Here is a 12511-nt window from a genome sequence, read left to right as displayed (position 1 = left end):
TTTACAGGTTCAAGGTCTGGCCACACCGGCCTTGAGTCGATCAGTTCTCAGCGCTGATCAAGTTAGAAGGTTTGTGTCCCCTTCGTCTAGTGGCCTAGGACACCGCCCTTTCACGGCGGTAACAGGGGTTCGAGTCCCCTAGGGGACGCCACGATTACCCGCTCTGCGGGATTTATAGGGGTCATTCAATTCTTGAATGGCCCTTTTGTTTGTCTGGCGTTCGGCCAATTCTCCTATTCCTCGAAAAGATGCTTCTGATCAGCGGTCAAATTTCCCGCTTGCGGAAAATTATTATATGGATAATATTTCAATCGTAATATTCGGAGGCAACGATGAGCGATAAAAAGGCACAAACCCGGGAACGCATTCTCAAGGCCGCCAGCTCCGCGCTGATCCTGCGTGGCCCGGCCGAGCCGAGTGTGGGTGAGGTGATGGGCGCCGCCGGGCTGACAGTGGGCGGTTTCTATGCTCACTTCGAAAGCAAGGATGCCTTGATGCTGGAAGCTTTCAAGCACTTGCTGAGTCAGCGCCGCGGCTTGATCGCCGCCATGGATACCGGGCTGAGCGGTGAGGAGCGGCGAGCCCTGGCAGCCGCGTTCTACCTCTCGCGCAAGCACCGCGACTCCACCGAGCTGGCTTGCCCGATTCCGGCATCGGTCGGCGAACTCGGACGGTTACCGGATGAATTTCGTGAGGTGCTCAATGAGCACATTGAGTTGATGGTCGCGCAGTTGGCGGCCAGCCCGGAAGACGCCGACAAAGCCTTGGCCGACATTGCCTTGATGGTCGGCGGCCTGGCCCTGGCACGGGCGCTGGGCCCGGGAGAGTTATCGGATCGTTTGCTTCGCGCCGCCAAGTCGGCGGTGCAATGAGCTAAGGCGCAAGCCCTGGAGATGAGTGATGAACAGGTTGAGCTGGATTCGTGGCGTTAATGGCACGCTGGGCTGGGTGACCCCGGGTCTGGTCGCGAAGAAGATGCGATCGCTGTTCATGCGCCCCCGCGACTTGCCGCCACGGGATTGGGAGTTGCCATTGCTGGCGACCTCCGAGCGCATCACCTTACGCTTCGGCCTGTCCGCCTTGCGCTGGGGCAAAGGTCCCACGGTCTTGCTGATGCATGGCTGGGAAGGGCGGCCCACGCAATTTGCGGCGCTGATCACGGCACTGGTAGACGCCGGCTACACGGTGGTGGCGCTGGACGGTCCGGCCCATGGCCGCTCACCTGGGCGTGAGGCCAACGTCCTGCTGTTCGCCAGGGCCATGCTCGAAGCCGCGGCTGAATTGCCGTCGCTGCAAGCCGTAATCGGACATTCCATGGGCGGCGCCAGTGCCATGCTCGCGGTTCAGTTGGGTTTGCAGACCGAGACCCTGGTCAGCATCGCAGCGCCCGCGCGGATCCTTGGCGTGCTGCGCGGGTTCGCCCGAATGATGGGGCTGCCGCCCAAGGCGCGTTCGGCCTTCATTCGCCTGGTGGAAAACGATGTGGGCATGCGCGCCTCGAAGATGGACGTCGCTCATTATCAACTGGACGTGCCCGGGTTGATCGTCCACGCCGAGGACGACACTTTTGTCTCGGTCAAGGAATCGCAACTGATTCACGAAGCCTGGTTCGACAGCCGCTTGCTGCGCTTGCCGCAGGGTGGTCATCAGCGGGTGTTGGCCGATCCTCGTGTCATTGATGGCGTGTTATCACTGCTGGCCGGGCGCAGCCTGCAAGCGCGGCAATCGGCTTGATCTGTGGGAGCAAGGCTTGCCCGCGATGGCGGTCAAGCTCGGATCCGTTACACTGGCCCCAACCAAATTCGACTGGGAGAGGGGCATGGGCTGGGATCGGGCAACACCATTCGTCATTGATCTTCAAGTAAATGCCGAAGACATCGACGGGCTGGGCCACGCCAATAACGCGGTATACGTCACCTGGCTCGAGCGTTGTGCCTGGCGCCATTCCCAGCGCCTGGGGTTGGATCTGGTGGAGTATCGGCGCTTGGACCGGGCCATGGCGGTGGTGCGGCATGAAATCGATTACCTCGCGGCGGCCTATGAAGGTGACGAGCTGCAACTGGCTACCTGGATCGTCGACTGGGACCAGCGGTTGAAGATGACCCGGCATTTCCAGTTGATCCGCCCCAGTGATAACACCACCTTATTGCGGGCCCAGACCACATTTGTCTGCATTGAACTGTCCACCGGCAGACCCAAGCGCATGCCGCCGGAGTTCATCGAGGGTTATGGTGTGGCACTGATGACATCCGGCATCCTCACCGACTGATCCACCGCTTTCGCGAGCAAGCCCGCTTCCACAAGGGATTTGTGGTGAATGCCGGATACGTGGGCAAAATCCGGTAAACTGCCGCACGTTTTTTCGTTGAGTGTGTTTTTCCATGCAAATTGCCCTGGCGCCCATGGAGGGGTTGGTCGACAACATCCTGCGGGACGTCCTGACCCGTGTTGGCGGTATCGACTGGTGTGTCACCGAGTTCATCCGTGTCAATGACCGTCTGCTCACGCCGGCCTATTTCCATAAGCTCGCCCCCGAATTGCTGAGCGGTGCCCGGACTGCCGCCGGCGTGCCGTTGCGGGTGCAATTGCTGGGGTCCGATCCGGTGTGCCTGGCGGAGAACGCCGCGTTGGCTTGCGAGTTGGGTTCAGAGGTTATTGACCTGAATTTCGGCTGCCCGGCCAAGACCGTGAACAAATCCCGGGGTGGGGCGGTATTGCTTAAAGAGCCTGAACTGCTCAACGAAATCGTCGAACACGTACGTCGTGCGGTGCCGAAACACATCCCGGTCACCGCCAAAATGCGCCTGGGGTTCGACAGCCCGGACGGCGCGCTGGTCTGTGCCACGGCGCTGGCCGAAGGCGGCGCGGCGCACATTGTGGTGCACGCACGGACCAAGACCGACGGCTACAAGCCGCCGGCTCACTGGGAGTGGATCCCGCGGGTTCAGGAAGTGGTCAAGGTCCCGGTATTCGCCAACGGCGATATCTGGAGCGTGGAAGACTGGCGCCGTTGCCGCGAGATCAGCGGCGTCGAGGACATCATGCTCGGTCGTGGCCTGGTTTCCCGTCCCGATCTGGCCCGGCAGATCGCCGCAGCCCGGGCCGGTGAGGAAGTGGTCGAGATGTCCTGGCTCGAACTGCAGCCGATGCTCCAGGAGTTCTGGGTGCAGGTGGTCGAGCAACTGACACCCCGCCAGGCACCGGGTCGGTTGAAGCAATGGCTGGCGATGCTGACCCGCAATTATCCCGAAGCGGTGGAGTTGTTTACCGCTCTGCGCCGGGAGACCGACCTGGATGCGGTGGGCCGCTTACTGGGTGTGCAGCGCACCGAAGCGGCCTGAAAAAAATTCAAAAAAAGCTCTTGAAAAGTTTTTGGCGGACCCTAGATAGGGGTTACGCGATGCCGAATTCGGGTCGCGGAGACAAAAAAACTTGCTGAATTTTTCAGGAGATTTGAATCATGAGTACTGCATTTTCGCTGGCCCCTCTGTTCCGTTCCTCGGTGGGTTTCGACCGTTTCAACGACCTGTTCGAAACCGCCCTGCGCAACGAACCGGGCAGCAGCTATCCACCCTACAACGTGGAAAAATATGGCGATGACGAGTACCGCATCGTGGTTGCCGCCGCCGGATTCCGGGAAGAAGACCTGGAGTTGCAGGTGGAAAAAGGTGTGCTGACCATCAGCGGTGGCAAGCGCGAGGCGAGCAACGACAGCGTGACCTACCTGCACCAGGGCATCGCCCAGCGTGCGTTCAAGCTGTCCTTCCGGTTGGCCGACCATATCGAGATCAAGTCCGCCGGCCTGAGCAACGGTCTGTTGAGCATCGACCTGTTGCGGGTGATCCCGGAAGAGGCGAAAGCCAAGCGCATCCCGATCAATGGGGCGCAACCGCAACCCGCGCTGCAAAACTGATGCATCGCAACTGAAGAAGGGCGCCAGATGGCGCCCTTCTTCATTCTGGAGATTTCATTGTGGGTCTTGCATCACGGTAACAACCGCTCAAACGCCTCCAGCGGTAACGGCCGGCTATGCAGGTAGCCCTGATACAAATGGCAATCAAGCCCTTGCAAGAAATGCAATTGCTCCAGGGTTTCCACACCTTCGGCAATCATTTCCAGGTTGAGGCTGCGGGCCATGGCGACGATGGCGCGGATGATTTCGGCGTCGTTGGGGTCGCTGGTGGCGTCGCGCACGAATGACTGGTCGATTTTCAGGGTGTCCACCGGTAGGCGCTTGAGGTAGGTCAGCGACGAATAGCCGGTGCCGAAATCGTCCATGGCAAAGCTCACTCCCAGTTTTTTCAGCCGGCGCATCTTGCCGATGGTGTCGTCCAGGTTCTGGATCACGATGCCTTCGGTGATTTCCAGCTTCAGCATGGAGCAGGGCAGGCCATGGGTGGCGAGGCAGCTTTCAATGCGTTCGACGAAGTCGCTCTGGCGGAACTGCCGCGGACTGATGTTCACGCACAGGCTGAAATGCTGCGGATCGACCTTGCCCCTGGCGATCAGTCGTTTGAAGCCGTCACAGGCTTCGTCGAGGATCCAGGTCCCGACTTCCAGGATCAGCCCGCTGTCTTCGAGCACTTTGATGAATTCGTTGGGCGACTGGGCGCCCAGGTCCGGGTGATGCCAGCGCACCAGGGCTTCGGCGCCGATGATGCGGTTATCCCGTGCGTCGACCTGGGGCTGGAAATGCACGCTGAACTCGCCACGGGCCAGGGCCTGGCGCAGGTCGGTTTCCATGCGCAGGCGTTCGCTGGCGGCTTTTTGCATGGTGGCGTGGAACATCTGCGAGGTATTGCGTCCCGAATCCTTGGCGCGGTACAGCGCAATGTCGGCGCGCTTGAGCAGGTCGGTCGGGGTGGAACCATGGTCGGGGATCAGTGCCATGCCAATGCTCGGTGTGACTTGCAGGCGCTGGCCGTCGAGGAACATCGGTTCCGAGAGCAGTTCGCGCAAGGTATCGGCCAGGCTCTGGACTTGCGCGCTGACCGCTGCGCGGCTGCCTTCCAGGCCGCTGAGCAGCACCACGAATTCGTCGCCACCGAGCCGCGCAACGGTGTCCTCGAGGCGCACGCTGGCTTCAAGGCGTGCGGTGATGATCTTCAGCACCGTGTCACCCACCGGGTGACCAAGGGAGTCGTTGATGTGCTTGAAGTGGTCCAGGTCGAGAAACAGCAGGGCGCCACGCAGGTTATGGCGCTTGAGCAAGGCGATTTGCTGGCTCAGCCGGTCCATCAACAAGGCCCGATTGGGCAGGTTGGTCAGTGAGTCGTGATAGGCCAGGTGGCGTATCTGCGCTTCGGCATTGCGCAGCAGGCTGACGTCTCGGGCCGTCAGCAGCAGGCAGGCTGTTTCGTTGAGTGTGATGGGCTCCACCGAGACTTCCACGGTGAGTATTTCCCCGCGTTTGTTGCGCCCGAGCATTTCCAGATGATGCACGCGGCCCTTGAGTTGCAACTCGGCCAGCAGCATCGCGCGCTGCTTTTCCTCGGCCCAGATCCCCATCTCATAGACCGTGTGCCCGATCACTTCGTCGGCGCGATAGCCGGTCAGGCGACAGAAGCCGTCGTTGACCTCAAGGTAACGGCCGCTTTCGTGTTCGGTGATGGTGATAGCGTCGGGGCTGGAGTGGAACGCCTTGGCGAACTTCTCCTCGCTGGCCTTGAGGGCCGCTTCGGAGCGTTGCTGTTGGGTGATGTCGCGCAAAGTGGTGACGATGCAGGGTTGGTTGCCGACATTGATTTGCCGGCTGGAGATCACACAGGCCAGCGGATGGCCGTTCTTATGGTGGACAACGATGGCGACATTGTTCAGTGACTGCTCGCGGATCACCCGTTCGATGCGTTGCAGGCTGCTGCCCGAGGCATCCCAGAGACCAATTTCGTCGGCGCTGAGGCCGATCACATCACTGGCCGCCCAGCCGAAGGTTTGGGTGAAACTGGAGTTGATTTCGAGGAACCGGCCACTGTCCTGATGGGTGACGCAGATCGGGTCGGGGCTGACCTGGAACAGCGTGGCGAATTTTTCCTCCGATGCCGCCAGGCTCTGCTCACGTTCGACCTGGTCGGTGATGTCCAGCAAGGTGCCGGCCATGCGCAAGGGGCTACCGTCGTCGTTGCGATAGAGGCGGGCGCGGCTTTCCAGGTAGCGGGAGCTGCCGTCTGGCAGTTGTACGCGGTAGGTCAGTTGATAATTGCCTGCCGGCCCTTCACGCAGGCTGCGGTAGGCGTTGCGCATGTTATTGCGTTCTTCGGTGGGGACCCCGTCGAAAAACTCATCGAACGACTCATGAAACGGCTTGGGCTCCAGGCCGTGGAGCTGCGCAGCCCGGGCCGAGCCGTAGAGCATGCCGCTGGGAATGTGCCAATCCCAGGTGCCCAGTTGCGCCGAGTCGAGGGCCAGGTCCAGGCGTTCCTGGCTGTCTTTGAGGGCCTGTTCGGCCCGTTTGCGTTCGGTAGTGTCAAGGAACGCGCTCAACAAGTACGGTTGGCCTTCGAGTTCGACCTTTTGCGCGCTGAGCAGGCCACTGTGGATCTGGCCATTGCTGGCCTGCAACTCGACCTCCATGCTTGCCAGTTCGCCCTTGGCGTTGATGGCTTCCACCAGTTTTTTTCGCTGCCCGGGGTCGACCCACAAACCCAGTTCCAGCGTCGTGCGGCCGATGATGTCGTGCAACGGCCAGCCAAACAGGCTTTCGAAATATTGGTTGGCCTCGACGATCAGTCCATCTTCCTGGCGGGTCAGCAGCACCATGTTCGGGCATAGATGGAAGAGCGTGGCAAAGCGCTTTTCCGAACTGCGCAGTGCCTGTTCCCGTTCGCGTTGATGGGTGATCTCGCGGATCACCCCGATCATTCGGGGACGGCCATGCTTGTCGGGCAGCACGCTGCCGCTGATTTCCAGCCAGTGCAGGCTGCCATCGGGCCAGACGATGCGGTGATGCATGGCCTGTTCCAGCGGCGCGCCAGCCACTGCCGCGTGAAAAGCGCGCAGGGCTTTGGCCCGGTCTTCGGGTAGCAGCAGGTCCAGGTAATCCACATCCGCCGGCAATGGCTGGCGCGGATCGAAGCCGAACAGCGCCTGGGTGCCCCGGGACCAGCTGATTTGCCCGGTATCGATGTCCCACGACCAGGCCCCCAACCGCGCACCGTTCAGGGCGGCCAGCAATTGCGGCGCGCTGTCCCAGCTTTGCTCGGACCGTTTTGGGTCGAGCGCCTGAATACGCGGCAGGGGCGGCAGGTGGTCAGCGGGTTTGGCCATTATCTCGCGAGCCTTGAGCAGATTTGGGCGTTAGGCATAGGCATTGCGGCTCTATAGGAGTAGCACAACCTATGCCTTTGTCCCTGGCAGATCGATTTGTGCGTCCAGTAAGGCCATGAAAGCCCGTGCAGCATTCGACAGCGTCCGTTCGGTGTGCAGGATATAGCCTAGCTCGCGACTGAGCTGTATGCCCGGCAAAGGAATGCGCGCCACCTGTTCGTCGAGCATGGTGCGCGGCAAAACGCTCCAGGCCAGGCCGATGGAAACCATCATTTTTATGGTTTCCAGATAATTCGTGCTCATGGCGATGTTGGGCGTCAGGCCTTGGGCCTGGAACAGGCGTTGGACGATGTGGTGGGTAAAGGTGTTGCCGCCGGGGAAAACCGCGGGGTGCAAGGCAATATCCGCCAGGCTGACCGCGCCGTTGAGCAACGCATGTTCCGGCGCCACCACGAAATCCAGAGGGTCGTCCCACACCGGCGTGGCCCGTACCAGGGTGTGTGGTTCGGGGGCGAGGGTGATGACCGCCAGTTCTGCCCGGCCATGGAGGATTTCTTCGTAGGCCACTTCCGAATCCAGGAACTGAATGTCCAGCGCCACCTGTGGGTAGCGTCGGGTGAATTCCCTTAATAAAGGTGGCAGGCGGTGCAGACCGATGTGGTGGCTGGTGGCGAGCGTCAGGCGCCCGGTCACTTCGCCGGTCAGGTTGGTCAGGGCGCGACGGGTATCGTCCAGCACGTTGAGGATCTGGTAGGCCCGTGGCAGCAGGGCGCGGCCGGCCTCGGTCAGGCCCACTTCCCGGCCCAGGCGGTCGAACAGGCGGACCTTGAGTTGTTGCTCAAGGCCAGCAATGCGCTTGCTGATGGCCGGCTGGGTCAGGTGCAGGCGTTCACCGGCGCCGGAGAAACTGCCGGTCTCGGCGATGGCAATAAAGGCATTGAGATTGGCGAGGTCCATGGTGGTTCCAGTCGGATTCCAGTTGGTTATGTAAAGTATGAAAAATATGAATTTGAGTTATTTAATGTAACCCCATAGGATCAGCCTCACAAGCCAAGGGGTTATTGATTCGCTCAGGACCCGGGGCATAGAAACAAGCTGATGAGGAAACCGTCTGATGGCCGGCAAAACGCTCTACGACAAGCTCTGGGATTCGCATTTGGTCAAGCAGCGCGACGATGGTTCGGCGCTGATCTACATCGATCGTCACATCATCCATGAAGTGACTTCGCCGCAGGCTTTCGAAGGCCTGCGTCTGGCCGGGCGCAAGCCGTGGCGCATCGATGCCAACATCGCGACCCCGGACCACAACGTACCGACCACGCCGGAGCGCAAGGGCGGCATCGAAGCCATTGCCGACCAGGTCTCGCGCCTGCAGGTGCAGACCCTCGACGATAACTGTGACGAATACGGCATCGTCGAATTCAAGATGAATGATGTGCGTCAGGGCATCGTCCACGTCATCGGCCCGGAGCAGGGCGCAACCTTGCCGGGCATGACCGTGGTCTGCGGCGACTCCCACACCTCGACCCACGGTGCGTTCGGCGCCCTGGCCCATGGCATCGGCACCTCCGAGGTCGAGCATGTGCTCGCCACCCAGTGCCTGGTCGCCAAGAAAATGAAAAACATGCTGGTGCGCGTCGAGGGCACGTTGCCGTTCGGCGTGACCGCCAAGGACATCGTCCTGGCCGTGATCGGCAAGATCGGCACCGCCGGCGGTAACGGCCATGCCATCGAGTTCGCCGGCAGTGCGATTCGCGACCTGTCTGTCGAAGGCCGCATGACCATCTGCAACATGTCCATCGAAGCCGGCGCTCGCGTTGGCCTGGTGGCCGCCGACGAAAAAACCGTGGAATACGTCAAGGGTCGTCCGTTCTCCCCGAAAGGTGCTGAGTGGGACATGGCAGTCGAAGCCTGGAAAGACCTGGTCTCCGATGCTGATGCGAAATTCGACACCGTAGTCGAGCTCGACGCGACCCAGATCAAACCGCAAGTCAGCTGGGGCACTTCCCCGGAAATGGTCTTGGCGGTGGATCAGAACGTCCCGGATCCCGCCAAGGAAATGGACCTGGTCAAGCGTGACTCGATCGTCCGCGCCCTGAAATACATGGGCTTGAGCGCCAACCAGGCGATCACCGACATTCAGCTCGATCGCGTGTTCATCGGCTCCTGCACCAACTCGCGGATCGAAGACCTGCGTGCCGCTGCAGTGATCGCCAAGGGCCGCAAGGTCGCCTCGACCATCAAGCAGGCCATCGTCGTGCCGGGCTCGGGTCTGGTGAAGGCACAGGCCGAAGCGGAAGGGCTGGACAAGATTTTCCTCGAGGCCGGTTTCGAATGGCGCGAGCCGGGGTGCTCGATGTGCCTGGCAATGAACCCCGACCGTTTGGAGTCGGGCGAACATTGCGCCTCCACCTCCAACCGTAACTTCGAAGGCCGTCAGGGCGCCGGTGGTCGTACGCACCTGGTGAGCCCAGCCATGGCCGCGGCGGCGGCTGTCAACGGCCGTTTCGTCGACGTCCGCGAATTGATCTGAAGGAGCGCAGCATGAAAGCTTTTACCCAGCACACTGGTCTTGTCGCGCCTTTGGATCGTGCCAACGTCGACACCGATCAGATCATTCCCAAGCAGTTCCTGAAGTCCATCAAGCGCACCGGCTTCGGCCCGAACCTGTTCGACGAGTGGCGCTACCTGGATGTCGGCCAGCCGTACCAGGACAACTCCAAGCGGCCGTTGAACAAGGATTTCGTGCTCAACGCCGAGCGCTACCAGGGCGCCAGCGTGTTGCTGGCCCGCGAGAACTTCGGCTGCGGTTCCAGTCGTGAACACGCGCCATGGGCCCTGGAAGAGTACGGTTTTCGCAGCATCATCGCGCCGAGCTACGCCGACATCTTTTTCAACAACAGCTTCAAGAACGGTTTGCTGCCGATCATCTTGAGTGAAGCTGAAGTGGACGAGTTGTTTCAGCAAGTCGAGGCCAATCCGGGCTATCAACTGCAGATCGACCTTGCGACCCAGACCGTGACCCGTCCCGACGGCAAGGTGTTGAGTTTCGAGATTGACGCGTTCCGCAAGCATTGCCTGCTCAACGGCCTGGACGATATCGGCCTGACCTTGCAGGACGGCGAGGCGATTGCCGCGTTCGAGGCCAAGCATCGGGCGAGCCAGCCTTGGCTGTTTCGGGATGCTTGATTTTGAGTAAGGCGTAAAGACGCCATCGCGAGCAAGCTCGCTCCCACACTGGATTTGCAGCGTAAACAAAACCCCTTGTGGGAGCGGGCTTGCTCGCGAAGATGGCGGCACTAACAACGCAAGCTAAAAGGAAGTCCCTATGACCAGCACCGCCCACAGTCAGGTTGTACAAAAGCAATTCGGTGAACAGGCCTCGGCCTATCTGAGCAGTGCCGTGCACGCCCAGGGCGCCGAGTTCGCGCTGCTACAGGCTGAGCTGGCGGGCCGTGGCGATGCCCGGGTGCTGGACTTGGGCTGTGGCGCCGGTCATGTGAGTTTCCACGTCGCGCCACTGGCCGCCGAAGTGGTGGCCTACGATTTGTCCCAGCAAATGCTCGACGTCGTCGCCGCCGCGGCAGTGGATCGAGGCATGGGTAACATCACCACGGTACGCGGTGCCGCCGAGCGCCTGCCGTTCGCCGATGCTGAGTTCGACTTCGTGTTCAGCCGTTATTCGGCGCATCATTGGAGTGACCTGGGGCTGGCGTTGCGGGAAGTGCGCCGGGTGCTCAAGCCGGGTGGCGTGGTGGCGTTCATTGATGTCCTGTCGCCCGGCATGCCGTTGCTGGACACCTACCTGCAAAGCGTCGAAGTGCTGCGCGACACCAGCCATGTGCGCGATTATTCGGCCGGTGAATGGCTGCGCCAGGTCAGCGAAGCGGGGCTGCACACCCGCAGCACCGCGCGCCAGCGCCTGCGCCTGGAATACCGCTCCTGGGTCGAGCGCATGCGCACCCCCGAGGTGATGCGTGCAGCGATTCTTGAGCTGCAACGCGCCATGGGTGATGAAGTGCGTGAATATTTTGAGATTGAGGCCGATGGTTCGTTCAGTACAGATGTACTGGTGCTGTGGGCCGAGCGATAGCATTTTTCCCGGTCAGTCCAAGGCTGCCAAGCCTGGGGCGCGCCGATAGAGCAAATGAGGAAAGCATGAGCAAGCAGATTCTGATTCTCCCTGGCGATGGTATTGGCCCGGAAATCATGGCCGAAGCGGTCAAGGTCCTGGAGCTGGCGAACGACAAGTACGGCCTGGGCTTCGAGCTCAGTCACGACGTGATCGGCGGCGCAGCCATCGACAAACATGGCGTGCCCCTGGCCGATGAAACCCTGGACCGTGCCCGCGCAGCCGATGCCGTGTTGCTGGGTGCCGTGGGCGGCCCGAAATGGGACAAGATCGAGCGCGATATTCGTCCCGAGCGCGGCCTGCTGAAGATCCGTGCACAACTGGGCCTGTTCGGCAACCTGCGCCCGGCGATTCTCTACCCGCAACTGGCCGACGCTTCGAGCCTGAAGCCGGAAATCGTTTCGGGCCTGGACATCCTCATCGTCCGTGAGCTGACCGGCGGTATCTATTTCGGCGCCCCGCGCGGCACGCGTGAACTGGATAACGGCGAGCGTCAGGCCTACGACACGCTGCCGTACAGCGAAAGCGAAATCCGCCGTATCGCCCGGGTTGGTTTCGATATGGCCCGCGTGCGCGGCAAGAAGCTGTGCTCGGTGGACAAGGCCAACGTCCTGGCGTCCAGCCAACTGTGGCGCGAAGTGGTCGAGGAAGTCGCCAAGGATTACCCGGACATCGAACTGAGCCACATGTACGTCGATAACGCCGCCATGCAACTGGTGCGCGCACCGAAGCAGTTCGACGTGATCGTCACCGACAACATGTTCGGTGACATCCTGTCCGACGAGGCATCGATGCTCACCGGTTCCATCGGCATGCTGCCGTCGGCCTCCCTGGATGCCAACAACAAGGGCATGTACGAGCCGTGCCACGGTTCGGCACCGGACATCGCCGGGCAGGGCATTGCCAACCCGTTGGCGACCATTCTGTCGGTGTCGATGATGCTGCGTTACAGCTTCAACTTGAACGATGCCGCCGACGCGATCGAAAAAGCCGTCAGCGTGGTCTTGGATCAAGGCTTGCGCACCGGTGATATCTGGTCGCAAGGTTGTACCAAAGTCGGTACGCAGCAAATGGGCGATGCAGTAGTCGCCGCGCTGCGGAATCTGTAATCTTTCG

The 12511-nt window shown here is 61.1% G+C and carries 11 protein-coding genes and 1 tRNA gene; 10 read left to right on the top strand and 2 right to left on the bottom strand.

The genetic code is table 11. The features are described 5' to 3' along the window. Positions 1-75 precede the first annotated feature (75 nt). The 6 genes from ACWNZ1_RS25590 to ACWNZ1_RS25565 all read left to right on the top strand — a co-directional run bounded on the left by ACWNZ1_RS25590 (position 76) and on the right by ACWNZ1_RS25565 (position 3913). Positions 76-151 (top strand) — tRNA-Glu (locus ACWNZ1_RS25590). A 181-nt stretch (positions 152-332) separates the two neighbouring features. Continuing rightward, positions 333-872, top strand: coding sequence for a TetR/AcrR family transcriptional regulator (locus tag ACWNZ1_RS25585; RefSeq protein ID WP_256453468.1), 540 nt, complete (start codon positions 333-335; stop codon positions 870-872). A 28-nt stretch (positions 873-900) separates the two neighbouring features. After that, entirely contained in the window at positions 901-1734 is an 834-nt protein-coding gene (locus tag ACWNZ1_RS25580) for an alpha/beta fold hydrolase (RefSeq protein WP_256453467.1), read from the top strand. An 85-nt stretch (positions 1735-1819) separates the two neighbouring features. Next, a complete protein-coding gene (locus ACWNZ1_RS25575) occupies positions 1820-2269 on the top strand; it encodes an acyl-CoA thioesterase (protein ID WP_135846305.1) in 450 nt (149 codons plus the stop codon). A 112-nt stretch (positions 2270-2381) separates the two neighbouring features. After that, entirely contained in the window at positions 2382-3341 is a 960-nt protein-coding gene (locus ACWNZ1_RS25570) for a tRNA dihydrouridine synthase (RefSeq protein ID WP_135846304.1), read from the top strand. Positions 3342-3460: 119 nt separating this feature from the next. Continuing rightward, the gene (locus tag ACWNZ1_RS25565; RefSeq protein ID WP_135846303.1) at positions 3461-3913 is read left to right on the top strand and encodes an Hsp20 family protein; all 453 of its coding nucleotides are present in this window, start codon (positions 3461-3463) and stop codon (positions 3911-3913) included. A 71-nt stretch (positions 3914-3984) separates the two neighbouring features. On the opposite strand, the gene ACWNZ1_RS25560 is transcribed toward ACWNZ1_RS25565, so the two are convergent. Both ACWNZ1_RS25560 and ACWNZ1_RS25555 read right to left on the bottom strand, forming a co-directional pair. Further along, positions 3985-7263, bottom strand: coding sequence for an EAL domain-containing protein (locus ACWNZ1_RS25560; RefSeq protein WP_256453466.1), 3279 nt, complete (start codon positions 7261-7263; stop codon positions 3985-3987). Between the two features lie 69 nt (positions 7264-7332). Beyond that, complete coding sequence (locus ACWNZ1_RS25555) at positions 7333-8220, bottom strand: LysR family transcriptional regulator (protein WP_135846301.1); 888 nt, start codon at positions 8218-8220, stop codon at positions 7333-7335. A 157-nt stretch (positions 8221-8377) separates the two neighbouring features. Here ACWNZ1_RS25555 and leuC point away from each other — a divergent pair, with 157 nt between their 5' ends. The 4 genes from leuC to leuB all read left to right on the top strand — a co-directional run bounded on the left by leuC (position 8378) and on the right by leuB (position 12504). Next, a complete protein-coding gene (gene leuC / locus ACWNZ1_RS25550; RefSeq protein ID WP_135846300.1) occupies positions 8378-9796 on the top strand; it encodes a 3-isopropylmalate dehydratase large subunit in 1419 nt (472 codons plus the stop codon). An 11-nt stretch (positions 9797-9807) separates the two neighbouring features. Continuing rightward, on the top strand, positions 9808-10452 hold the full coding sequence (gene leuD / locus ACWNZ1_RS25545) for a 3-isopropylmalate dehydratase small subunit (protein ID WP_135846299.1): 645 nt from the start codon (positions 9808-9810) through the stop codon (positions 10450-10452). A 139-nt stretch (positions 10453-10591) separates the two neighbouring features. Then, positions 10592-11356, top strand: coding sequence for a class I SAM-dependent methyltransferase (locus ACWNZ1_RS25540; protein WP_265072242.1), 765 nt, complete (start codon positions 10592-10594; stop codon positions 11354-11356). 65 nt (positions 11357-11421) lie between these two features. Then, positions 11422-12504, top strand: coding sequence for a 3-isopropylmalate dehydrogenase (leuB, locus tag ACWNZ1_RS25535; RefSeq protein WP_135846297.1), 1083 nt, complete (start codon positions 11422-11424; stop codon positions 12502-12504). Positions 12505-12511 lie beyond the last annotated feature (7 nt).

The organism is Pseudomonas sp. CFBP 5748 (assembly GCF_053850495.1).
The sequence above is the reverse complement of the archived record's forward strand: the minus strand, read 5'-3'. Positions and strand labels throughout refer to the sequence as shown.